General features: G+C 60.3%; 20 protein-coding genes and 1 pseudogene. 12 read left to right on the forward strand and 9 right to left on the reverse strand.

The genetic code is table 11. The features are described 5' to 3' along the window. From V6R85_RS16715 to V6R85_RS16750, 8 genes are all read left to right on the forward strand, one after another. Entirely contained in the window at positions 1 to 1,008 is a 1,008-nt protein-coding gene (locus V6R85_RS16715) for a branched-chain amino acid ABC transporter permease (RefSeq protein WP_003508689.1), read from the forward strand. Between the two features lie 74 nt (positions 1,009 to 1,082). Then, entirely contained in the window at positions 1,083 to 2,678 is a 1,596-nt protein-coding gene (locus tag V6R85_RS16720; protein WP_060727512.1) for a GMC family oxidoreductase, read from the forward strand. A gap of 13 nt (positions 2,679 to 2,691) precedes the next feature. Further along, positions 2,692 to 3,576 carry a 3-hydroxyisobutyrate dehydrogenase gene (mmsB, locus tag V6R85_RS16725; RefSeq protein WP_111792986.1) on the forward strand — a complete coding sequence of 295 codons (885 nt, stop codon included), beginning with the start codon at positions 2,692 to 2,694 and terminating at the stop codon, positions 3,574 to 3,576. After that, the gene (locus tag V6R85_RS16730; protein ID WP_111792987.1) at positions 3,573 to 5,528 is read left to right on the forward strand and encodes an acetoacetate--CoA ligase; all 1,956 of its coding nucleotides are present in this window, start codon (positions 3,573 to 3,575) and stop codon (positions 5,526 to 5,528) included. Before mmsB ends, V6R85_RS16730 begins: the two co-directional genes overlap by 4 nt. 4 nt (positions 5,529 to 5,532) lie before the next feature. Further along, positions 5,533 to 6,318, forward strand: a complete 786-nt coding sequence (locus tag V6R85_RS16735) for a 3-hydroxybutyrate dehydrogenase (RefSeq protein WP_111820670.1) — start codon at positions 5,533 to 5,535, stop codon at positions 6,316 to 6,318. Positions 6,319 to 6,436: 118 nt separating this feature from the next. After that, positions 6,437 to 7,480 carry a helix-turn-helix domain-containing protein gene (locus tag V6R85_RS16740; RefSeq protein WP_111792989.1) on the forward strand — a complete coding sequence of 348 codons (1,044 nt, stop codon included), beginning with the start codon at positions 6,437 to 6,439 and terminating at the stop codon, positions 7,478 to 7,480. 494 nt (positions 7,481 to 7,974) lie between these two features. After that, positions 7,975 to 8,316 (forward strand): hypothetical protein, encoded by a 342-nt coding sequence (locus tag V6R85_RS16745; protein ID WP_111784242.1) that lies wholly within the window; start codon positions 7,975 to 7,977, stop codon positions 8,314 to 8,316. Positions 8,317 to 8,419: 103 nt separating this feature from the next. Next, a complete protein-coding gene (locus V6R85_RS16750) occupies positions 8,420 to 10,756 on the forward strand; it encodes a glucose/quinate/shikimate family membrane-bound PQQ-dependent dehydrogenase (RefSeq protein ID WP_003508700.1) in 2,337 nt (778 codons plus the stop codon). Positions 10,757 to 10,825: 69 nt separating this feature from the next. Here V6R85_RS16750 and V6R85_RS16755 read toward each other — a convergent pair whose 3' ends face one another. After that, positions 10,826 to 11,326 (reverse strand): YciE/YciF ferroxidase family protein, encoded by a 501-nt coding sequence (locus tag V6R85_RS16755; protein WP_020009970.1) that lies wholly within the window; start codon positions 11,324 to 11,326, stop codon positions 10,826 to 10,828. Between the two features lie 172 nt (positions 11,327 to 11,498). Between V6R85_RS16755 and V6R85_RS16760 the strand changes: the two genes are divergently transcribed. Further along, positions 11,499 to 11,984 (forward strand): MgtC/SapB family protein, encoded by a 486-nt coding sequence (locus V6R85_RS16760; RefSeq protein WP_112207408.1) that lies wholly within the window; start codon positions 11,499 to 11,501, stop codon positions 11,982 to 11,984. Between the two features lie 6 nt (positions 11,985 to 11,990). On the opposite strand, the gene V6R85_RS16765 is transcribed toward V6R85_RS16760, so the two are convergent. The 6 genes and pseudogenes from V6R85_RS16765 to V6R85_RS16790 all read right to left on the reverse strand — a co-directional run bounded on the left by V6R85_RS16765 (position 11,991) and on the right by V6R85_RS16790 (position 15,872). Beyond that, positions 11,991 to 13,217 (reverse strand): NAD(P)/FAD-dependent oxidoreductase, encoded by a 1,227-nt coding sequence (locus V6R85_RS16765; protein WP_111792993.1) that lies wholly within the window; start codon positions 13,215 to 13,217, stop codon positions 11,991 to 11,993. A gap of 18 nt (positions 13,218 to 13,235) precedes the next feature. Further along, positions 13,236 to 13,646: a TIGR02588 family protein gene (locus V6R85_RS16770; RefSeq protein ID WP_060723403.1), complete on the reverse strand. Its 411-nt coding sequence runs from the start codon at positions 13,644 to 13,646 to the stop codon at positions 13,236 to 13,238. Between the two features lie 7 nt (positions 13,647 to 13,653). Continuing rightward, positions 13,654 to 14,514: a TIGR02587 family membrane protein gene (locus V6R85_RS16775; protein WP_336377086.1), complete on the reverse strand. Its 861-nt coding sequence runs from the start codon at positions 14,512 to 14,514 to the stop codon at positions 13,654 to 13,656. Between the two features lie 54 nt (positions 14,515 to 14,568). Continuing rightward, positions 14,569 to 15,010: pseudogene (locus V6R85_RS16780) on the reverse strand (PPC domain-containing DNA-binding protein). 61 nt (positions 15,011 to 15,071) lie between these two features. Continuing rightward, positions 15,072 to 15,632 carry a type 1 glutamine amidotransferase domain-containing protein gene (locus tag V6R85_RS16785; protein WP_020009964.1) on the reverse strand — a complete coding sequence of 187 codons (561 nt, stop codon included), beginning with the start codon at positions 15,630 to 15,632 and terminating at the stop codon, positions 15,072 to 15,074. Positions 15,633 to 15,650: 18 nt separating this feature from the next. Then, entirely contained in the window at positions 15,651 to 15,872 is a 222-nt protein-coding gene (locus V6R85_RS16790) for a hypothetical protein (RefSeq protein ID WP_020009963.1), read from the reverse strand. Positions 15,873 to 16,163: 291 nt separating this feature from the next. On the opposite strand from V6R85_RS16790, the gene V6R85_RS16795 reads away from it, so the two are divergent. Genes V6R85_RS16795 through V6R85_RS16805 form a run of 3 tightly spaced genes read left to right on the forward strand, consistent with a single transcriptional unit; the run spans position 16,164 to position 19,925 of the window. Next, positions 16,164 to 16,994, forward strand: coding sequence for an N-formylglutamate amidohydrolase (locus V6R85_RS16795; RefSeq protein ID WP_111793005.1), 831 nt, complete (start codon positions 16,164 to 16,166; stop codon positions 16,992 to 16,994). After that, positions 16,991 to 18,868, forward strand: coding sequence for a flavohemoglobin expression-modulating QEGLA motif protein (locus V6R85_RS16800; protein WP_111792995.1), 1,878 nt, complete (start codon positions 16,991 to 16,993; stop codon positions 18,866 to 18,868). Before V6R85_RS16795 ends, V6R85_RS16800 begins: the two co-directional genes overlap by 4 nt. A gap of 10 nt (positions 18,869 to 18,878) precedes the next feature. Continuing rightward, positions 18,879 to 19,925 (forward strand): glutathione synthase, encoded by a 1,047-nt coding sequence (locus V6R85_RS16805; protein ID WP_003508719.1) that lies wholly within the window; start codon positions 18,879 to 18,881, stop codon positions 19,923 to 19,925. Positions 19,926 to 19,927: 2 nt separating this feature from the next. Here the strand turns inward: V6R85_RS16805 and V6R85_RS16810 are convergent, their stop codons facing one another. Both V6R85_RS16810 and V6R85_RS16815 read right to left on the reverse strand, forming a co-directional pair. Further along, positions 19,928 to 20,950: an NAD-dependent epimerase gene (locus tag V6R85_RS16810; RefSeq protein ID WP_087746418.1), complete on the reverse strand. Its 1,023-nt coding sequence runs from the start codon at positions 20,948 to 20,950 to the stop codon at positions 19,928 to 19,930. Between the two features lie 86 nt (positions 20,951 to 21,036). After that, positions 21,037 to 22,353: a UDP-glucose dehydrogenase family protein gene (locus V6R85_RS16815; RefSeq protein WP_003508722.1), complete on the reverse strand. Its 1,317-nt coding sequence runs from the start codon at positions 22,351 to 22,353 to the stop codon at positions 21,037 to 21,039. Between the last annotated feature and the right edge of the window lie 33 nt (positions 22,354 to 22,386).

The raw sequence follows: 22,386 nt of genomic DNA on the forward strand, positions 1-22,386 counted from the left end.
ATGTCCAAAGCCACCCATAGCCCCACTGCCGGCACGCTGCCGCAGACGGAAGTTTCCGCGACCGCCGGAACCATCAAGACCGTTCTCATACTGGCGGGTCTTGCCGTGTTGATCGCCGCGCCGATGTTCGTTTACCCGATCTTTCTGATGAAGCTTCTGTGCTTTGCGCTGTTCGCCTGCGCCTTCAACCTGCTGATCGGTTATACGGGGCTGTTGTCCTTCGGCCATGCGGCGTTTTTCGGCGGCGCCGCCTATTTCACCGCCTATTCGGTGAAGGAATGGGGCGTTACGCCGGAGATCGGCCTTGTCATCGGCATGGCGGGCGCGGCCCTTCTCGGCCTCGTCATCGGCTTTTTCGCCATTCGCCGTCAGGGCATCTATTTCGCCATGATTACGCTCGCGCTATCGCAGATGTTTTATTTCTTCTGCCTTCAGGCGCCGTTTACCCATGGCGAGGACGGCTTGCAGGGCGTGCCGCGCGGCCATCTTTTCGGCCTTCTCGATCTCAATGCGCCGCTCAATATTTATTACACGGTGCTGGCCGCCTTTGTCCTGGCACTTCTGGTCATCTGGCGTTTCGTCAACTCGCCCTTCGGCATGATCCTGAAGTCGATCCGTGAAAACGAGCAGCGCGCCATTTCGCTGGGTTACAGCGTGCAGCGTTACAAGCTGGGTGCTTTCGTCATGTCGGCGGCGCTGGCCGGTCTTGCGGGCGGTCTGAAGGCGCTGGTCTTCCAGTTCGCGACGCTGACCGACGTCACCTGGCAGATGTCGGGCGAGGTGATCCTGATGACGCTGCTCGGCGGCATCGGCACCATGATCGGCCCTATCTTCGGCGCGGGTCTCGTTGTCACCCTGCAGAACTATCTCGCGACATCGGATTTCCCGGTCACCATCATCACCGGGCTTGTCTTCATGGCCTGCGTTCTGGTGTTCCGGCGTGGTCTGATCGGCGAATTTTATGCGTCGTGGCTCGGGAGAAAACTCGGCTTCCAGCACCGCGGCTAGAGATTTTTGAAAACACTTGAAAGGCTTCCCCCGCGTCCGGGACGGTGCGGCAAGGGCGGCGCATGGAGAAAAGCATGGGCGAATATGACTATATCGTCATCGGAGCGGGGAGTGCCGGATGTGTCCTCGCCAACCGCCTTTCGAAAGATCCGAACAACCGCGTGCTGCTGCTGGAGGCTGGCGGCAACGACAACTACCACTGGATCCATATTCCGGTCGGTTATCTCTATTGCATCAACAATCCGCGCACCGACTGGTGTTTCAAGACGGCGGAAGAGCCGGGGCTTAACGGCCGTTCGCTGATCTATCCGCGCGGCAAGGTGCTGGGCGGCTGCTCCTCCATCAACGGCATGATCTATATGCGCGGGCAGGCGCGGGACTATGATCTCTGGCGGCAGCTTGGTTGCGAGGGCTGGGGGTGGAACGACATCCTGCCCTATTTCCTGAAATCGGAAGATTTTTATCGCGGCAAAAGCGACTTGCACTCTGCCGGCGGTGAATGGCGCGTGGAGAAGGCGCGCGTGCGCTGGGATGTGCTTGACGCCTTCCAGAGGGCGGCAGGAGAAGCCGGCATTCCCGCGACCGATGATTTCAACCGGGGCGACAATGAAGGCGCCGGTTATTTCGATGTGAACCAGCGGGCCGGCTGGCGCTGGAACACGGCAAAAGCCTTCCTGAAGCCGGCGCTTGGCCGCAAGAACCTGACGGTTCTGACCAAGGCGCATGTCAAGCGTCTCATCATCGAAGAAGGCCGGGTGACGGGCGTGGAGTTCCACCATGACGGCGTCTTGAAAAAGATGCGCGCCCGGCGCGAGACGGTGCTGTCCGCCGGTGCGATCGGCTCGCCGCATATTCTGGAGCTTTCCGGTGTCGGTCGTGGCGATGTGTTGCAGGCTGCCGGTATCGATACGGTGGCGGAGGTCCAGGGTGTGGGCGAGAACCTGCAGGACCATCTGCAGCTGCGCATGGTCTACAAGGTCTCCGGCGTCCTGACGTTGAATGAAAGGGCCTCCACCCTGTTCGGCAAGGCGAGGATCGGTCTCGAATATGCGCTCACCCGCTCCGGGCCGATGTCGATGGCGCCGAGCCAGCTCGGCGTCTTCACCCGCTCCTCGCCGGAAAAGGAAACCGCCGATCTGGAATATCATGTCCAGCCGGTTTCGCTCGACAAGTTTGGTGATCCGGTTCACACTTTTCCCGCCATTACCGCAAGTGTCTGCAATCTGCGGCCGGAAAGCCGCGGCTCAGTGCATGTGAAAGGACCGGATTTCGCCATGCAGCCGGAAATCCGCCCGAACTATCTTTCCACCGAAGGCGACCGGCAGGTGGCGATCGACGCCATGCGGCTGACGCGCCGCATCGTCGCCCAGCCGGCCTTCGCACGCTTCAAGCCGGAGGAATACCGGCCCGGCCCCTCCTTTGAAAATGACAATGATCTCGCCAAAGCGGCGGGCGATATCGGCACCACCATCTTCCACCCCGTCGGCACGCTGCGCATGGGGTCGGATATGGAAAGCGTTGTCGATGCACGGCTGAAGTTCCGGCGGCTTGCCGGGCTGCGCGTTGCCGACGCCTCCGTCATGCCGCGCATCACATCCGGAAATACCAATTCGCCGACGATCATGATTGCCGAAAAGGCCGCCGACATGATCCTTGCGGATAATCGTTGAAAGGAGCGCACCGATGAAGACCGTCGCTTTTCTCGGGCTGGGACATATGGGCCTGCCGATGGCCGCCAATCTCGTCAAGGCGGGTTATGCCGTCAGGGGTTACGATCTTGCCGACGCCTGCCGCGCGGCGGCGAAAGAGGCGGGCATTCCCGTTGCCGCGGATTCCGCCGAGGCCATCGAAGCGGCTGAGGTGATCATCACCATGCTGCCGAAGGGCGAACATGTCGTTTCCGCCTATGGCGATCTGGTTAAAAAGATCTCTGCCGGCACGCTGCTCATCGATTGCTCGACGGTGGATATGGAAAGCGCGCTGAAGGCGCATGAACTGGCCGCTTCCGCCGGTTGCCCCTCTGTTGACGCGCCGGTCTCCGGGGGCACGGGTGGCGCTGCTGCCGGCACCCTGACCTTCATGTGCGGCGGCGAAGCGGAGGCCTTCTCTGCGGCGAAGCCGGTGCTGGAGGCGATGGGCAAGAAGATCGTGCATTGCGGCAAGGGCGGCAACGGCCAGGCTGCCAAGATCTGCAACAACATGATCCTCGGCATTTCCATGATCGCCGTTTCCGAAGCCTTCGTGCTGGGCGAAAAACTCGGCCTTTCGCATCAGGCGCTGTTCGATGTCGCCTCCACCTCTTCGGGGCAATGCTGGTCGCTCACCACCTATTGCCCGGTGCCGGGACCGGTGCCGACATCACCAGCCAACAAGGATTACCAGCCCGGATTTGCGGCGGCCTTGATGCTCAAGGATCTGAAGCTTTCGCAGGAGGCTGCGAACGGTGCCGGGGCCTCCACCCCGCTCGGCGCAGCTGCGGCGGCGCTTTATGAGAATTTCGTTGATGACGGGAGCGGCGGGCGTGATTTCTCCGCCATCGTCGAAATGCTGCGCGGGGGCAAAGCATGACGGACGCCGCGCCATCCGACATCTTATGGGCACCGCCCGAAAAGAGGGTGAAGCACTCGGCTCTGTTTTCATTCGCGGCCAGAACTGCAGAGCTGCACAAGCAGGCGGCTGATGACTACGCCGGCCTGCTGCGTTGGTCGATCGACGCGCCGAACGAATTTTACGATGCGCTTTGGGACGAGCTCGGCATTATCGGAACCCGCAGCGAAACGGCATTCAAACCCGGCAAGACTATACGAGACGCTGAGTTCTATCCGGGCGCAAGGCTCAGTTACGCCGAAAATCTGCTGCGCGATGCCGACGATCGGCTGGCCATCATCGCCCATCGCGACGATGGCACGCGCCGCGAGATCAGCCGCAGACAGCTTTACGACGAAGTGTCCCTGATGGTGCAGGCGCTCGTTGATGCGGGCGTGAAGGAAGGCGACCGCGTCGGCGCCATCGTCACCCATGATATCGAGGCGATCGTCAGCTATCTGGCTGTCAGCGCCATTGGAGCCATCTGGTCATCCTGCTCGCCGGATTTCGGCCCGGCCGGCGCTTCCGACCGCCTGTCGCAGATCGACCCGAAAATTCTCATCGCCGTGTCGGAATATGGTTATGCCGGCAAACGCATCGATGTCGGCCCGACCATCCGTGCGGTGGCGGAAAGTGCGGCTCCTGAAAAGATCGTGCTGATCGGCGATGCCGTTCCCGAAAGCCTCGCCGATCTCGGCTGTGTGACGCTCAAGGATTTCGTCGCGCCTTATGCGGCGGGCGAGATTGCCTTCAATCGTCTGCCCGTCAAGGCGCCGCTGGCGATCCTTTATTCCTCGGGTACAACAGGCAAGCCGAAATGCATCACCCATTCCGGCGGCGGCCTGCTTCTTCAGCATATGAAGGAGCTGAAACTGCAATGCGATATTCAGGAAGGCGAGCGTTTCTTCTATTTCACCACCTGCGGCTGGATGATGTGGAACTGGCAGGTCTCCGGTCTGGCGCTCGGTGCAACGCTTGTCACCTATGACGGCAATCCCGGTTATCCAACATCCGCGCGGCTGATCGATCTCATCGATGCCGAACGGATCGCCACTTTCGGCACATCGGCGAAGTTTATCGATGCCTGCCTGAAGGCCGGGTTGAAGCCGAGTGAAAGCCATGACCTTTCGTCGCTCAGAACGATCCTTTCCACCGGCTCGCCGCTCATCCCACAATCCTTCGATTATATCTATCGCGACTGGAAGGCTGACGTGCATCTCGCCTCCATTTCCGGCGGTACTGATATCTGCGCGTGTTTCCTCGGCGGCAATCCGCTGCAGCCCGTGCATCGCGGCGAATTGCAGGGTGCGATGCTCGGCATGGATATTGACACGCTGGATGATGAGGGCCATTCCGTTCGCGGCGTTGCCGGTGAACTCGTCTGCCGCAATGCGCATCTGTCCATGCCGGTGAAGTTCTGGGGCGACGAGGACGGTTCGCGGTATCAGGCCGCCTATTTCGACCGCTTTCCCGGCATCTGGGCGCATGGCGATTTTGCCGAAATGCGCCCTTCGGGCGGATATGTCATCCATGGGCGTTCAGACACGACCCTCAATCCCGGCGGGGTCCGCATCGGGACTGCGGAAATCTACCGGCAAGTGGAAACCGTGCCTGAAGTGGAGGAGGCGATTGCCGTCGGGCAGGATATCGACGGTGACCAGAGGGTCATCCTCTTCCTGCGCATGAAGGGCGGCGCGACCCTGACGGAAGAGCTGGAAAAAACCATCCGCAGCCGCATCCGTTCGGGCGCCACGCCGCGGCATGTCCCGGCAAAAATCATTGCCGTCAGCGCCATTCCCCGCACCCGTTCGGGCAAGATTTCCGAAATCGCGGTTCGCGATACCATCCATGGCCGGCCGGTGAAGAATGCCGATGCGCTTGCCAATCCTGAAGCGCTCGAACTTTTCCGCAACCTGCCGCAGCTGAAGGACTAGGCCGATGGAGGATCAACCGAAAACCGTGCTCGTCACGGGTTCCACCAGCGGCATCGGGCTCGCCATCGCCAAACGTTTCGCCGAAGCGGGATATCTGGTCGCGGTGCATGGCATAGAGACGACGGAGGAGGCGACGCAGGCCCTGGAGATGGTGGCACAGGCGGCGCGGCACAGGCCGGTCTATTTTTCCGCCAATCTCGCCAATTATGATGAAAGCGCGCATCTGCCGGAAACCGTCATCGCCGAATTTGGTCATATCGACGTCCTCGTCAACAATGCGGGCATCCAGAAGGTTGCGCCGATCGACGAGTTCGATTTCGCCGATTTCTCCCGCATCGTCGCCATCTCGCTCGACAGCGCCTTTCACACCATCCACGCGGCCCTGCCGGGCATGAAGGAAAGGGGCTGGGGCCGCATCGTCAACATCGCCTCCGCCCATGGCCTGCGCGCGTCGCCCTTCAAGGGGCCTTATGTGGCGACCAAACATGCGGTGGTGGGTCTGACGAAAAGCGTGGCGCTGGAAGTCGCCGAACTCGGCATTACCTGTAACGCCATCTGCCCCGGTTATGTCTGGACCCCGCTTGTCGCCGCCCAGGTCGCCGATCAGGCGCGCGTGCACGGCATGAGCGAAGAGGACGTGGTGAAGAAGGTGATGCTTGCGCCGCAGCCGACCAGACGGTTCGTGCAACCGGAAGAAGTGGCGGAAATGGCGCTTTATCTCGCGGGCGATATGGCGCGCTCCATCACCGGCACCACCATTTCGATCGATGGCGGCTGGACGGCGAAATAAATTTCGCACACGCGTCTGAAGCGAACGATCGCGCTGGTTTCCGGTATTGTTAGGCGATTTCAATCCTGTATAGTTTTCGGGAACGGTGGGGGTAGCGCCGTGTTCACGGAAAAGCGGCATGATGAACACAGGGTCTTTTGAAGCGCCGCTGGCGCGTTCGCGCTTCGATACGCGCCAGGTGCCGAAACGCGACGCCATGGCGTTGTGGCGGGATTCGATCAACGTGCTTTTTGATGCCCGCCTGCGCCGCTCGCAGGATGACGGTTTTTTCGCCAGCGTGGACGCCGCTTTCATCGGGAATGTTGCGCTCGGTCGCACCCAGTCCTCGGCGCAGGATTTCGACCGATCGCGCCACAAGCTTGCCCGCGACGGCATGGACGGTTTTCTTCTGCAATTTTACGCCAGCGGGAAGAGCATGTCGCGGCGCGGTTCGGGCGAGACCGCAGGCCCCGGCGACCTCTATCTCATCGATATGGCGCAGCCGCTGGCCACTGCCACGTCGGATCATGATCATCTCAGCCTCGTCGTGCCGCGCCGGCTGCTGGAAGGCAGGCTTGGCGGTTCCGGCAATCATCATGAACGCGTGCTGCCGGCCGGTTTGCCGCTGGTATCGCTGCTGCGCGAAACGATGACGAGCATCTATCGCCATTTCGACGTCATGAACGCCAGCGAGGGCGCAGCCACGGTCTCGCCGCTTCTGGAACTGGCTGCGGCCGCCATCAACAATCATGTCGGGCACGACAATGCGCAGGGCGTGCAGCGGGCGCTCAGGGCATCCATCCGCCGTTATATCGACAGTCACCTTCTCGATCCGGCCCTGTCGGTGGAAAAGGTCATGGGCGAATTCGGTGTGTCGCGACGCACCGTCTACCGGCTCTTCGAGCCGCTTGGCGGGTTTTCGGCCTGCATCACCCACCGACGTCTCGAACGCGCGATGGATTTCCTGCGGGCACCACAATCGGCGCATATGACGATTGCCGAGGTTGCCGCGTCCTATGGTTTCACCAATCCGGAAAATTTCAGCCGCGTCTTCAAGAAGACTTTCGGCCTTTCGCCGCGTCAGATGCGGCATTTCGCTTCGGAAAACCGTGACCTCACGTCGGATATTCTGAAGCCGGATAGCGCGGAATGGACACGCTGGATCGTGCAGCTCGGCCGCTGATGACGATTGGCCGCGCGCCGTTCTGACACTTTATGACGGTTTGTTGGCACAATCCGACCATTCGCTGCGGCTGCGGCGCGATGGGGATGCGCATGTCTTCCAGACGTGCCAAACAGGGCGCGTTATTTTTATCAATATATTGCCTGACAATCATGATACTGAGAATCCTCGCTTTTCTGGACCTGTGTCGCCAATGGCGCCATGCGGTAAAACAACACCTCTCCTTTTCCGGCGCCACATTTCACAGGCCGCCATCGCCCCCGCCTTCGGCGAATTTTGACAGCTCCTCAGACGATCCATCGGAAACGGACGACGGCGAAGCACGCCTGCCGGTTTCCTGGCTCGGCCTTGGACAAAGCTTCAGCGCGCTGGATGCGGAAGACTGTGACAGGGCGCGTTTGCCGGCCGAGTGCGGTTAACGTCGTTCTCCGGCGATCTGGAACAAAACCCTGACCCCAAGGATTAGATCAACAGGGTTACAGGGAGTGAAAGACATGGCCAGAGAAAATGCCAGCTATCTCGACAGTCGGGATACTCCGAAAAGCGAAACGGCAACGCGTGCGCGGCAGGGATCGCGCGGACGTCCCGTCCTTGTCATTCTGATCGTCAGCGTGCTTCTTGCATTGGTGGTCTGGGCTGTCGTCGAATATTCCGTTTTCGAACCCGACCAGAACCTGCCACAGAACCCGCAGACCGAGACTGCGCCGGTGCCGCAGCAGCCGTCCGGATCGGGAAGCTTCGACAACAATCCCGCGAATGGCCGCGCGCAACCACCGTCATCGACAGAGACAAACCCCTCGCCACAGGATTCGACAGGGGCGCCGCAAAACCCGTGACCACCCTAGCGTGAAGTTTTTTCGCGATGATGATAATTTCCATGGAACCAGATTGCGCCCGATTTCATTTCACGCAAAGTGACAGGAATCGGGGGTTTCATTCATGGCAGTCACCGTCACTGCAGTTGTTCTTACGCTGATCGGTCTTGGGCTGTTCGGTTTCGGCTCTCAGCTCGTCATGCTGGGCGGGAGCTTTTATTACGTGCTTTCCGGACTGGCCTTCCTGTTGACGGCCGTTCTGCTGTTCAAGCGCAATCGCGCAGCCCTTCACGTCTATGCCGTCTTCATTGTCGCCACGCTCGCCTGGGCTATCTGGGAAGTTGGCTTCGACTGGTGGCAGCTTGGCCCGCGCGGTGGCATCGTCATTCTCATCGGGCTGTGGCTTCTGGTTCCATGGGTCCGGAAGCCGCTCGGTTTTGCGAGCCCCACCGGGCTTCGCTATGGGCCGAACGCCTGGCCGCTTGCGCTATCCGTGCTCGCCTCCATCGTCGTGGCCGGATATTCCATGGCGCAGGATCCACACGACACGGCAGGTTCCCTGCCGCAGGAAACCGCCTCGGCGACGCCCGCCTATGGCGGCAATGTGCCTGACGGTGACTGGCATCAATATGGCCGCACGCCCTATGGACAGCGTTATTCGCCGCTGACCCAGGTCAATGTCGAGAATGTCTCGCAGCTCAAGGAGGCCTGGCGTTACCAGACTGGCGATGTGAAGCTGCCTGATGATGTGGGGGAAACCACGTATCAGGTGACGCCGCTCAAGATCGGCAATACGCTTTATATCTGCACACCGCATAATTGGGCGATTGCCATCGATGCCGCCACCGGCAAGGAAAAGTGGAAATACGACCCGAATGTCGGTCTTAATCCGGACCGCCAGCACCAGACCTGCCGCGGCGTGTCCTATTATGCCGAGCCCAATGCTGCTGAAGGCACGGCCTGCGCCCAACGCGTCTACCTGCCGACCTCGGATGCGCGGCTGATCGCGCTTGACGCGGCCACCGGTCAGGTCTGCACGTCTTTTGCCGATCAGGGTGTGCTGCATCTTGAGCAGGGCATGAAGTACAATCCCGCCGGTTATTATTATTCGACCTCGCCGCCGGTCATCGCGGCGGGCAAGATCATCATCGGCGGCGCGGTGAACGACAACTATTCCACGCAGGAACAGTCCGGTGTCATCCGCGCTTTCGATGTGAATAGCGGTGCGCTCGTCTGGAACTGGGATTCCGGCAATCCGGCGAAAACCGAACCGATTGCGGCGGGTGAAACCTACACCACCAATTCGCCCAACAGCTGGTCGGTCTTCAGTTATGATGAAGGCCTCGGTCTCGTTTATATCCCGCTCGGCAATCAGGTGCCCGATCAGCTCGGTATGGGCCGCAGCGAGAATGTGGAGAAATATTCCTCCTCCATCGTCGCGCTCGATATCAACACCGGCAAGGATCGCTGGGTGCGCCAGACGGTTCATCACGATCTCTGGGACATGGACGTGCCGGCCCAGCCAGTGCTGCTCGACATCACCAAGGACGGTCAGACCATCCCGGCTCTCGTCGGCCCGACCAAGCAGGGCGATATCTACGTTCTCGACCGGCGCACCGGCGAGCCGCTTCTGCCGATCACGGAGGAGCCGGCGCCGGGCGGTGCGATCCCTGAGGACTTCACCTCACCGACGCAGCCGACGACGGCCTTGTCGTTCAAGCCGGAGCCATTGCAGGAAAAGGACATGTGGGGCGTCTCCATGTTCGACCAACTCGCCTGCCGCATCCGCTTCCATCAGCTGAACTACAAGGGCCGCTATACGCCGCCGTCACTGACCGGCTCGATCATCTATCCCGGCAATTTCGGCACCTTCAACTGGGGCAGCGTCGCGGTCGACCCCGAACGCCAGGTCATGTTCGGCATGCCGACCTATCTCGCCTTCACCTCGCAGCTCGTGCCGCGCGCCGACATTCCGCCGAAGGGTCAGGACGAGAAGGGTAGCGAACAGGGCCTGAACCGCAATGATGGCGCGCCCTATGGCGTGTTCATGGGCCCGTTCCTCGGTCCGCTGAAAATCCCGTGCCAGGCCCCGCCATGGGGTTATGTCACGGGTGCCGACCTGCGTACCGGCGATATCGCCTACAAGCACAAGAACGGCACGGTCTATGACATGACGCCGCTGCCACTGCCCTTCAAGGTGGGTGTGCCTGGTATTGGCGGGCCGATGATCACCAAGGGTGGCGTGGCCTTCCTCGGTGCTGCCGTCGACAACTATCTGCGCGCCTATGACCTCACCACCGGCAAGCAGCTATGGGAAGCGCGCCTGCCGGCCGGCGGCCAGGCAACGCCCATGACCTATGCGCTGGAGGGCGGCAAGCAATATGTAGTGATGGTTGCAGGTGGTCACGGTTCCGTCGGAACCAAGCCGGGCGATTATGTGATCGCCTATACCCTGCCGTAATCTCTGCAGTCTTCAAGACACATAAAAAACCGGAATGGGTGACCATTCCGGTTTTTGTTGTTGAGGGTATTACGCGGCCTTTTTCTGGGCGGCGGCGTTGACCGAAGTCTCGGCGAGCGCGGTCAGCGCATCGTCGGTCTTTGCCTCTTCCTTGAGCGTGGCATCCAGCAGCGAAACCGCCTTCGTGTGGCCCAGCTTTTCCGCCCAGGCCTTCAGGGTCCCATAGCGGGCGATCTCATAGTGTTCGACCGCCTGTGCTGATGAAACGAGACCGGCATCAAGCGCGGGTGTGCCTTTGAAGTCCTCCATTATCTCCTCGCCCTCGGCGATAATGCCCTGGATGGCTTCGCAGGTCTTGCCCTGTGCGCGCTTGCCAATGATCTCGAACACTTCCTGCAGGCGTTCGACGTGGCCCTGGGTTTCTTCCTTGTGCTTTTCAAAGGCCTGTTTAAGCTTCGGGTCGGTTGCCGCCCGCGCCATTTTCGGCAGGGCCTTCAGGATCTGCCTTTCGGCGTAGTAGATGTCCTTCAGCGTGTCGTAAAACAGGTCGTCGAGTTTCTTCTCGGCCATTGGTCCTTCTCCCATGTGTGAAAATGCATGATGTGCGCCCATGCGCACGGGAGACAAACCCTTTGCCGCTGCCATGGTTCCGGCTCGGTTGCGCGCAACGTTTATATTGCTGCGCGGAACCAACGCAGCCTTTCCGAACTTAGTGGGAATAAATGTCGGGAGGAGACATGACGTGCCCCAGAGCCTTGCAGAAGAATTTTCCATGAATATTTCCATCCCCTTCGAGGTACTGCTGGTGCGCGTGTTTGGCGCGGTCATCCTGTGCGGCCTGATCGGTCTGGAGCGGGAGTTTCACAAGAACACGGCCGGTTTGCGCACCAACATGCTCATCGGCCTTGCTGCCGTCACCTTCTGCATCATCACCATTCATATGATGGAGACGATGGCGGAAGGTCATGAGGCCGCGCGGCTCGATCCTATCCGTCTGGTGGAAGCCGTGACGGCGGGCATCGCCTTTCTCGCAGCGGGTGTGGTCGTTTATACGAGAGGGGATGTCAAAGGCCTGACGACGGGCGCCAGCATATGGCTTTCGGCGGCAATCGGCCTCTCGGCAGGTCTCGGCATGTGGCCGCTTGCCCTTGTCGCCGCCGGCGCCGGTATCGTTGTCCTTTGGACGCTCCGGCGCTTGCAGGTGGCCACCGGCATCAAGGAGGATTGACGGGCATCAGCCGAAACGGAAGAGATCGGCGTCCGGGTCCTTGCCGCCATTAACGGCGGCCGCCACGATTTCGGCGGCGATCTGGCTGAAGGTGATGCCATTGCCGCCGAAACCCATCACGGCATAGACGTTTTTCATACCCGGCACCGCGCCGATCAGGGGCAGGCCGGTGGTGGTGGTGCCGAAGGCCGCGGCCCAGCGATAGTCCGGCTCTCCCATATCGACGCCAAGAAGCCTTTCGATCTTGCAGCTGATCGTCTTCGCCTTCGCGGAAAGCTTGCGCTCCGACAGATAGGCGGTGGGGTTTTCCTCGTCCTCGCCTCCGGCGATCATCCTCCCCTCGCGGTCGGTGCGCAGGTAAAGATAGGGATCGGACGCTTCCCAGACGATATGGTTCTCCAGCCAGCCGGGTAGATCGAGCCGCTTTTTGCTCGCCAGAGCCCAGGTGGAAATGATCTGGTGTTTCGGGCTCTCCAGCATTTTCAGGAATTCATAGCCGGTGCAGAAAACGACATTGCGTGCGGAAAGGATCTTGCCGCCGGCGGTGGCGAGGACAACCTCGTTGCCGAGGTTTCTAAGATCGGTGATCTCAAGCTGGGAGACGATTTCGGCGCCTGCGCCGGCCGTATGGCGCAAAAGGCCGGCCGTCAGCTGTGCGGGATTGGCGGAGGCCGAGATATCGCTGAGGATGGCGGCGGTCCGGTCCAGCCCATATTGCTCTCGCAGTTCTGCAGCGGAGAGGAAGCGGGCTTCGATGCCAGCTTCTTCGCGCGCGGCCGCTTCGGCTTTCAACGCGCGCGATCCCATGTCGTCTCCGGCGAGATAAAGCGCCTGCTTGCGCTTCATGCTGCAGGAGATGCCAAGCGAGGAGACGACTTCCTCCAGACGCAGGACGGCGCGTGCGGAACGCTGCCATGCCCTGTCGGCCGCGGGCCTGCCGATCATCTTTCTGAGTTCCGTCAGCGGCGTGTCGATCTCGTGCTGTATCATCGCGGTGCTTGCCACGCTGCTGCCCATGACCGGTTCGCGCCGGTCGATGATGAGCATGGATTGACCCGGCCTTTGCAGGGCGTGGGATACGAGTGCGCCGCTGATGCCGGCGCCGACGACGATCGTGTCGTAATGGTCGGCGGCGGGTGTGTGCCCGCTGCGGATGCCGATGCGCGGGCTATCGGCCCAGACCGATTTTGAATCCCTGAGATCGCGTTCTTTCGTCAGTTCCGGTGTCGTCATGAAGATGTCCTGAATGGGTCAAGGCTCGGTATAACCGGCGACAGTGAGGGTGAGCGTTCCGCTGCGGGGATCGCTGCGGAAAAAAAGCGTGCCGCTGTCCTTCGATTCCGAGGCGACATAATCGAAGGTCACATCGGCGTTTTCCGGCGCGGCGTCATTCCGCTGCAGGTCGCCGCGCACCTGCACCTGCGCTGCGGTGGTCATGGAGAGGTTGCGGATGTCGAATTTCACCCGATATTGCCCGGGCTGCCCCTCCACGCTGGTGACGGCGATGTCGAAGCGGGCATCCTCGGGTACATAGCGATAGATGTCATAGGCGATCCAGCCGAGCATCGCGGCGACGAGCAAGGTGCAGATGGTTCCCGTCACCCATTCGATCCAATGCGGATCGGCGCTTTCCGTCTGTTTTCCGTTTTTCGATATCGTCATCTTGTCCTCACAGGATCAGCCGGGCCGACGCCGCGCCGATCGAGGCTGGAACACCGAGAATGACGGCGGCATTCATGATCTGCGACAGCGAGGTGTGGTCGAGGCGCTCGAAGGTCCAGAGCGTATAGATGCTGATGGCGATGGCGATGACGTAGCCGGGCAGGGTGAAGCGGATGAAGGATTGCCACCATTGCTGTCCTTCATGCAGCTGATGCGAGCCCTTGAAGTGAAGCGCATAGACAAAGCCATGCATGATGGCGATCGACAGCAGACAAAGGGTCAGAACGTGATAGGGCGTCACCTTGTAGGCGATCAGGATCATTTCCTCCGTCGGGGCGACATTGAGGTTGAGGAAGAGCGCGCCCACCACCATCATGAAAAGCTCGTGCAGATAACCTGTCTCGCCGGAATACTCGCCTTCCTCTTCGTCCTCTGCGTCGGAATGCTGGCCGAGCTGGCTGCGGCCGAGCAGCGCGCCGATGCTGGCGGGAACGGATTGCAGCGCGACCTTGGCGACGATATTGGAGGCGGTGAGCTGGTCGTTCAGAACGCCGAACAGCAGGAGCACGCCCGCGCTGACAGCGATGCCCAGCCCATAGGCGGTTATCGCGTCGCGCAGGGCCTGGCTCCAGGAATTGATATTCTCAAAACCGATGCGGCGGGCAAGAAGAAGAAGCAGCGGCAGGTTGAGGATGCAGAGCAGCAGAAGCCGCCATGAGTTGACGTAAAGACCGAGGAACCACATTTCCATGGTCATCAGCATGGGCAGGGCAAACAGCAATGCACCCGCTGTGCCGCGCGCAAGGCCGATCAGGAACTGCCTGACCTCGTCATCTTCCCCATGTTTTTGATTGACCGTAACCGCCATGCCGTCCCCTTGTGCGGAGGATAACGCAATGGCGTTTTTCCGGTTCCGTTGGGTTTATTTCGCAGGGTCAATAAGGGCGATGCCGAATTCCCTGTTATAGCTGCGCCGCAATTCTGCGGGCGTTTCGCGAATGACGACTTCCAGAGTGGGACGAACCACGCCCTTCAGAAAATGGCCGCCTTTTGTGGACCCGTCGGCAAAACCCAGAACCACATGCAGGTGCGGATTGGGCGTGTCGTTCTCGTCAAGCGTAATGTCGCCAAGCAGGCTCAGGACCTCGCTCTGTTCGGTGACCGGTATTTCCTTGTAGTCCTGCGTGGACAGATCAAAAAAAGGCGAGCGTTGCCGTGGCGAAGGCGCCGATCGCGGTGACAGAGGCGGCGTTGATGTTCTCGGCCCTGGCAAAACGCCTGATGGCCTCGAAGGCTTCTTCCTCGGGATCGATGACGAGGATGAAGGTGCGCTCCGCGCCGCTTGCCAGCAATCTGCTTTTCATATTCTTCCTCCAAAATAAAAGTGCCGCCGGAAACCGGCGGCACGGGAATGTCGTTCGTGTCTTAAGCGGCGCGACGTTCGTGACGGCCTTCCTCAATCTCTTCCACGATCTTGGCGACGAAGGCATCGAGATCGTCAGGGCTGCGGGAGGTGATGATACCCTTGTCCGTTACCACCTTTTCATCCTTCCAGTTGGCGCCGGCATTCTTGAGGTCGGTCTTGATCGACCAATAGGAAGTGGCGTCGCGGCCGCGCAGGGCGTCCGCTTCGACAAGCAGCCACGGCGCATGGCAGATGGCGGCAACCACCTTGCCCGATTTGACGAAATCGCGAACCACCCGCATCGCATCCTCGTCATGGCGCAGAATATCCGGGTTGATCTGGCCACCGGGAAGAACCAGCGCGTCAAAATCTTCGGTTTTTACGGTCTTGGCCGAGAGATCGACGGTGATGCTGTCGCCCCAGTTCTTCTTATCCCAGCTCTTGATTTCGCCCTCCTTGATGGAGGCGATCTTCACGTCCGCACCCTTGGCCTTCAACTGGTCATACGGCACCCGCAGCTCGGAACGTTCGTATCCGTCCGTTGCGAGAATGAGGATTTTTGCGGCGTTGATGGCAGTCATATCTGTCTCCTTCTGGGTTCAGTCGTCCTTGTCGGAATTCATGGAGGGGAGGAAGAATTCCACGTCCTTGAGGCGCTTCTCATCGAGATTTTCGATGTTGGTTTGCCAAAATCGCTCGGCTTCCGCCGGTTCGGCTTTCCATTGGCGCACGAAGGTCTTGTTGTCGTCGATCATGACCTTGCGGGTGCCGCCGAGCCGCAGATATTCTTCCGCAAGTTTGCGTGTTTCGGTCTTTTCCATGTCGCAGCTCCTTGTGCGTGGAAAACGGGAACGGAGGGGCGCCGGATGGGTAAGAAGCTCGGCTGCCATTTCGTTGGCCACCGGGAGAAAACGGAAAAATCCCGGTGTTCTTCGGCACCATCGTGTCCGTTTGACACGGCGGCCCTCCTGCTGGAACAACGTGAGCTTTAAAGGATGGTTCCGCAGTTTTTTCGGGCGGCATCATTGCCAGGCACAAATGAATAGTGCGCAATTTTTTACCGGAACAAACGGACATGTCGTGTTGTTTTATCCCCGATGCAGGGAGGCAGCATGGCAGCCACACAGAGTGACGGCGAATACCGGGGTAACAACGAAAACAGGGGCTTCTGGTCGATCGATTTCGGCAATTCGCCCGTTATCGGCACGGCCATCCATGACGGTCATTTCATCCGCATGGATATAGCCGATCTGATGGCTCTTTCGCCGGAAAAGCGGCTGAGAGAGGAGGATCCCTTTACCGGCGAGATGGTCGCCGGATTGACGAACCGGATCGTCGTTCACCATTCCCGTTTTGAAGTCGATCTCAATCGCGCCACCGATCAGGCGATCTATCTGAAGCCGGAACAATCCTGGGGGCTGGAGGTTTGGAACCAGACGCCGCCGGAACAGGCCAGCCGGCAATCGCTCGATTTCCACGCCGATTATTACGCGATGCTTGAAACCGTTCTCTCAACGCTCGAGCGACGGCATGGTGCTTTCGTGGTGCTGGATGTGCACAGTTACAATCATCGCCGGCAGGGCGCCGACGCACCGGCGACGGCGCAGGCGGAGGCGCCCGATATCAATATCGGCACCTTTTCCATGGATCGCAGCCGATGGGGCGATGTCGTCAGCGCGGTCGGTCATCATTTCGCGTCTGCGACCATCGGCGGACGCCGTCTCGATGTTCGCGAGAATGTGGCGTTTCAGGGCAAGGGCGAGCAGACGCGCTTCATCCACGAGCGTTTCGCCGAAAATGGCTGCGCCATTGCAATCGAGTTCAAGAAATTCTTCATGGACGAGTGGACGGGAAAGCCGGATGAGCGCGTGGTGGCGGATATTCGTGAAGCGATCGCAACGCTCCAGCCGGTTCTCGAAGAATGTCTGAGGGCGCGGCGATGAACCTCTCACCCGTCCGCAGCGCGCCATCCCCAATCACCGATCTGGTCGATGACGTGGTGTTGTGCCTGGAAGCCGGCAAGGCCATCCGCCGCGATGTCGGAAAAGACGGCCGTTTGCACATCGACCGACCGCTGCCGTTCCTCTGCCTGCATCTGACGGGCGGCACGAAAGATCTCGCCGCGCGCGACATCGCCGCCGCCCATGCCTCCTATCTCATCGCTTCGAACATTCAGGAGGCCGCGCCGCTGATCGAGGCGGTCGGCGCGGTCATGCGCGAGCGTTTCGGCGCCTTTATTGTTCTCGATATTGGCGAGCTTGAACACGACATCCTGCTCGCCGACGACTCTCCCTTCCTGCCGCATTATGAGGTTTCGGTCTCGGCGACGTCAGAACCGGAAACCCAGAAAGCGCGCCGGGTCTTCATCAAGGCGGTCTGTGATGCCGAAGTGCGCTTTCGCACGCCGCGCATCACCCGGCCGGAGCCGGAAGCCGACCCGGTCCTCCGGTTTCAGAATGCCGGACTGGATTTTCCCTGCATCAGCGTGCGCTTCGCGCCGATCTATCGCCAGCCGGAATCCGGTGCGGATTATCCCGGTCTGCGCGAGACGATGATTGCCGATCTCTTCGATGCCGGTCTGCAGGCCTTTTCGTCTTTTTCCTCCGGCATGGATGCGCTGAAGGTCACCAGTCACCGGGCGCTTGGCCGCAAGGCCTTTGTCGATGCGGTCAAACGTGCCGACCGGTCGATCGACGAGATTGTCTCCTCCTTCGATTTTCTTCTCTCCGTCACGCCCATCAATGCGCGGCGGGCATTCGAGGAGTTTCGCGATGGCAGCTTCCAGTACGCGCCGCGCCTGCTTTACCGGCCGCTGGGCGTGGATGTGGAGGAGCAGAAGCGCAAGCTCTATTCCGTCGTCTTCGACCATCTTGAAGACCCGGTGCTCTATCATCTCTACCGGGAGAAACAGCGGGAGATCGATCTGCAGCTGACGATGCTGGCGAGCCTGCATCATCGCACCTTCACCGATTTTTCACGCGCCCTCTATGGCGCCGTCGAACCCGCTCTTCTGACGCTGGCGCTTCGCGTGCTTGAGGATTGCCCGCACAGGCAAGAAAGCGGCGAAATCGCCATGGTGGATTGTTACGTGGTCGCCAGGAAGTCGCGCGAAATGGTCGAGACCTATCTGGGCGAGGAGCCGGAATTCAAGGCCCGCGTCGAAATCCGTGATGACCTGCCACCCGGCCTGATGGTGACGGGCGAGAAGCTCTTGATCTCCCGCCATACTGTCATGGAACAGCGCCGTGTCGAGGCGCTCCTGTCGCATGAGATCGGTGTGCATCTTCTTACCTATTTCAACGGCTCATTTCAGGGGCTGCGGCTCTTCCGCACCGGCCTTTCCGGTTATGAGGGCGTGCAGGAAGGGCTGGCGGTGCTGGCGGAACATCTGGCCGGCGGCATGACGCGCGAGCGCCTGCGGCTGATCGCCGGCCGCGTCGTCGGCTGCGCCGCCATGCTGGATGGTGCGACTTTCGTGGACACTTTCCGCATCATGACCCGCGAACACGGTTTCGACGAGGCCGCGGCCTTCAACATGGTGCTGCGCATCTATCGCGGCGGGGGTCTCTCCAAGGATGCGATTTATCTGCGCGGGTTGGCCGAGGTGATGGACCATCTGCGCAGGGGCGGCGCGCTCGATCCGTTCTGGATGGGCAAGATTGCGGCGGCCCATTTTCCTGTCATGCAGGAGCTCGCCCTGCGCGGCCTGCTTCGTCCGCCGGGTGTCCGACCCGCATTTCTGCTGCCCGCCAAGGCCAATGAGCGGCTGGAAAAAATACGGGCGGGATTATCCATTGCCGAACTGGCGACTTTATAGGAGGGGCTTCATGCGTATCGCATTTTTCGTCAATTCCATCGAAACCGAGGGGCCGAACTACGCGACCGGCCTGCTTGCCATGGCGGCGCTCAATCGCGGCCATGAGGTGGTCTATCTGACACCAGGGGATTTTACCCTGCGCGCGGATGACAGCCTGACCATCCATGCCACCGTATTGCCGAAGACAAAATACAAGAAATCGGAAGGCTTCCATGCCGCCCTTCAGGACAAGGCGCTGGAGCGGCGCACCATGGATGTGGAGGAAATCGATGCGCTGATGCTGCGCAACGACCCCTCGCTCGACCAGACAACGCGACCGTGGGCGGTGCATGCGGGTATCCTGTTCGGGCGGCTTGCCGAACAGCGCGGCGTTGTGGTGCTGAATGATCCCGAAGGACTGGCGCTGGCGCAGAACAAGCTCTATTTCCAGAGCTTTCCTGAAATCGTCCGCCCCACCACGATCATCTCGCGCAATGTCGATGAAATACGCGCCTTTGCCGATGGCCACCCCAAGGGCGTCATCGTCAAGCCGCTGCAGGGTTCCGGCGGTAAGAACGTCTTCAAGATCGGCTCCAGCAAGGAGGCCAATCTCAACCAGATTTTCGAGGCGGTCAGCCTTGAGGGTTATCTGATCGCGCAGGCCTATCTGCCGGCTGCGAAGGATGGTGATATCCGCTTCTTCATGATGAATGGCCGGCCGCTGATGCGTGACGGCAAATATGCCGCCCTTCGCCGCGTGCCGGCCAAGGGCGACCTGCGCTCCAACATCCATGCCAAAGGCACCGCCGAGGCGGTGAAGGTGACGGATGAAATCGTGGCGCTTGCCGAGATGGTGCGGCCGAAGCTCGTGGAGGACGGCATGTTCCTCGTCGGGCTCGACATTGTCGGTGACAAGATACTGGAAGTGAACGTGTTTTCGCCGGGCGGCCTTTCCAATATCCGCGATCTCACCGAGATGGATTTCAGCGACACGATCATCGAGGCCGTGGAAACCAAGATCAGCATGCAGAGCGCGTCCGGCGGCACCATCTCCAACCGCCTGCTGGCGACGCTGTGAGCTTATTCCCGTAATTCGGCCGGGTGCATTTCGCGGTACCAGGCGACGAGGGCCTTGATGCCCTCCTCGACCGGGGTTTGCGGCACGTAGCCGGTCAGGGCTCTCAAAAGATCGGGCGAGGCGAAGGTGCGGGGCACATCGCCCTGCTGCATCGGCAGCATGTTGCGGATAGCCGGCCTGCCGACCGCCTTTTCGACCGTCTCAACGAAATGCATCAGTTCCACCGGCTGGCCGCCGCCGATATTGACGATGCGGAACGGCGCATGGTGCGAGAGCGTGTCGGTGACACCTTCCTGAGTGACCCGGTTTTCCTCGGAAGGGATGACCGTGCTCAGCCGGACGATGCCTTCCACGAGGTCATCGATATAGGTGAAATCGCGGCTCATATTACCTTGCCCGTAAATATCGATCGCTCTGCCGTTGGAGACGGCGTCGACGAATTTGATCGGCGCCATGTCCGGCCGTCCCCACGGGCCATAGACCGTGAAGAAACGGAAGGCGGTGGTGGGCAGCTTGTGTAGATGGGCATAGCTGTGCGCCATCAGCTCCATCGATTTTTTGGTGGCCGCGTAAAGCGTCATCGGCTCGTCGGCCTTGTCGCTTTCCGCGAAGGGGATTTTCTCGTTGGCGCCGTAGATGGAGGAGGTCGATGCCAGCATCAGGTGCTTGACATCAAGGCTTCTGGCGAGCTCCAGCATGTTGAACGAGCCGATGAGATTGGAATCGATATAGGCGCGCGGATTTTCAAGGCTGTAACGAACACCCGCCTGGGCTGCGAGGTGGATGATGATCTCAGGCTCGGCGGCCTCTGCCGCTCGCTTCAGCGCATCCGTATCTTCCAGCATGCCGATCTCGGCCCGGAAGCCGTTGGAGCGGGAAAGAATGGCGTGGCGTTTTTCCTTGAGGCTGACATCGTAATATTTCGTCATGCCGTCGAAGCCGGTCACGAAATGGCCGGCGTCCAGCAGCCGTTTCGCAACGTAAAAGCCGATGAAGCCAGCCGTACCGGTAACCAGATAACGCATGATGATTATATCCCGAATCCGTTGGTGCGTTTTCGGTCTGACCGAAGCGCAGAAAACCTTTTAATGAAATTGAGAAAACGAAACCTCTATGCGCCTTCGTGCGGACGACCGACTGCGGCATAGATGAAGCCATGCGCGGCGACTTCATCCGTGCGGTAGATATTGCGCAGGTCCACCAGAACAGGGCTTTTCATGATCGCCTTCAGGCGCGGCAGGTCGAGCGCGCGGAACTGGTTCCATTCCGTCACGATCACCACGGCGTCGGCGTCTTCCGCTGCCTCGTAAGGGCCGTCCGCATAGTCGATGTCTTCCATCAGGTGGCGGGCATTCGCCATGCCTTCCGGATCGTAACCGACCACTTTCGCGCCGCCATCCTGCAGGGTCTGGATGATGGCGATTGCCGGGCTGTCGCGCATGTCGTCGGTATTCGGCTTGAAGGTGAGGCCAAGCACGGCAATCTTCTTGCCGCGCACATCACCGCCCATCGCGTTGATGACCTTGCGGCCCATGGCGCGCTTGCGGTTGTCGTTGATGGCGATGGTGGTCTCGATCAGCCGCACCGGGGCGTCATAGTCCTGCGCGGTCTTGGCGAGCGCCAGCGTGTCCTTGGGAAAACAGGAGCCGCCATAACCGGGGCCGGCATGCAGGAATTTCGGGCCGATACGGCCATCGAGCCCGATGCCGCGCGAGACATCCTGCACATTGGCGCCGACCTTTTCGCACAGATCAGCCATCTCGTTGATGAAGGTGATCTTCATCGCCAGAAAAGCGTTGGCGGCATATTTGATGAGTTCGGATGCACGTCTGGTGGTGAAGAGCAGCGGCGACTGGTTGAGATAAAGCGGGCGGTAAACCTCGGTCATGACGGGGCGGGCGCGCTCATCCGAAAGGCCGACGACGATGCGGTCCGGCCGCTTGAAATCCTCAATGGCGGCACCTTCGCGCAGGAATTCCGGGTTCGAGACCACGGCGAAATCGGCCGAGGGGTTTTCCTCGTGGATGATGCGTTCCACCTCGTCACCGGTGCCGACGGGAACGGTGGATTTGGTGACGATGACGGTAAATCCGTCGAGTGCATGGGCGATCTCTTTCGCCGCCGCATAGACATAACCGAGATCGGCATGGCCATCGCCGCGCCGCGAGGGGGTGCCGACCGCGATGAAGACGACCTCGGCATTGGCGACCGCGGCGGAAAGATCCGTCGTGAAGCTCAATCGGCCAGCCTTGGCATTGTTGGCAACGATGACATCGAGACCCGGCTCGAAGATCGGGATATGGCCGTTTTTCAGGGCTTCGATCTTCTCCGGCATCTTGTCGACGCAGACCACGTCATGGCCGAAATCTGCAAAACACGCGCCGGACACGAGGCCGACATAACCCGAACCGATCATCACAATCCGCATTCTTTTTCCTTTCGGTTAGCGAGGTCATGTTAA

Source organism: Agrobacterium sp. CCNWLW32 (assembly GCF_037083425.1).
GTDB classification, from domain to species: domain Bacteria; phylum Pseudomonadota; class Alphaproteobacteria; order Rhizobiales; family Rhizobiaceae; genus Agrobacterium; species Agrobacterium radiobacter.

Excerpts from the sequence above, each read along its gene's own strand:
- V6R85_RS16715 (WP_003508689.1), top strand. The coding sequence starts at position 1 with ATGTCCAAAGCCACCCATAGCCCCACTGCCGGCACGCTGCCGCAGACG.
- V6R85_RS16720 (WP_060727512.1), top strand. The coding sequence starts at position 1,083 with ATGGGCGAATATGACTATATCGTCATCGGAGCGGGGAGTGCCGGATGT.
- mmsB (WP_111792986.1), top strand. The coding sequence starts at position 2,692 with ATGAAGACCGTCGCTTTTCTCGGGCTGGGACATATGGGCCTGCCGATG.
- V6R85_RS16730 (WP_111792987.1), top strand. The coding sequence starts at position 3,573 with ATGACGGACGCCGCGCCATCCGACATCTTATGGGCACCGCCCGAAAAG.
- V6R85_RS16735 (WP_111820670.1), top strand. The coding sequence starts at position 5,533 with ATGGAGGATCAACCGAAAACCGTGCTCGTCACGGGTTCCACCAGCGGC.
- V6R85_RS16740 (WP_111792989.1), top strand. The coding sequence starts at position 6,437 with ATGATGAACACAGGGTCTTTTGAAGCGCCGCTGGCGCGTTCGCGCTTC.
- V6R85_RS16745 (WP_111784242.1), top strand. The coding sequence starts at position 7,975 with ATGGCCAGAGAAAATGCCAGCTATCTCGACAGTCGGGATACTCCGAAA.
- V6R85_RS16750 (WP_003508700.1), top strand. The coding sequence starts at position 8,420 with ATGGCAGTCACCGTCACTGCAGTTGTTCTTACGCTGATCGGTCTTGGG.
- V6R85_RS16755 (WP_020009970.1), bottom strand. The coding sequence starts at position 11,326 with ATGGCCGAGAAGAAACTCGACGACCTGTTTTACGACACGCTGAAGGAC.
- V6R85_RS16765 (WP_111792993.1), bottom strand. The coding sequence starts at position 13,217 with ATGACGACACCGGAACTGACGAAAGAACGCGATCTCAGGGATTCAAAA.
- V6R85_RS16770 (WP_060723403.1), bottom strand. The coding sequence starts at position 13,646 with ATGACGATATCGAAAAACGGAAAACAGACGGAAAGCGCCGATCCGCAT.
- V6R85_RS16775 (WP_336377086.1), bottom strand. The coding sequence starts at position 14,514 with ATGGCGGTTACGGTCAATCAAAAACATGGGGAAGATGACGAGGTCAGG.
- V6R85_RS16785 (WP_020009964.1), bottom strand. The coding sequence starts at position 15,632 with ATGACTGCCATCAACGCCGCAAAAATCCTCATTCTCGCAACGGACGGA.
- V6R85_RS16790 (WP_020009963.1), bottom strand. The coding sequence starts at position 15,872 with ATGGAAAAGACCGAAACACGCAAACTTGCGGAAGAATATCTGCGGCTC.
- V6R85_RS16795 (WP_111793005.1), top strand. The coding sequence starts at position 16,164 with ATGGCAGCCACACAGAGTGACGGCGAATACCGGGGTAACAACGAAAAC.
- V6R85_RS16800 (WP_111792995.1), top strand. The coding sequence starts at position 16,991 with ATGAACCTCTCACCCGTCCGCAGCGCGCCATCCCCAATCACCGATCTG.
- V6R85_RS16805 (WP_003508719.1), top strand. The coding sequence starts at position 18,879 with ATGCGTATCGCATTTTTCGTCAATTCCATCGAAACCGAGGGGCCGAAC.
- V6R85_RS16810 (WP_087746418.1), bottom strand. The coding sequence starts at position 20,950 with ATGCGTTATCTGGTTACCGGTACGGCTGGCTTCATCGGCTTTTACGTT.
- V6R85_RS16815 (WP_003508722.1), bottom strand. The coding sequence starts at position 22,353 with ATGCGGATTGTGATGATCGGTTCGGGTTATGTCGGCCTCGTGTCCGGC.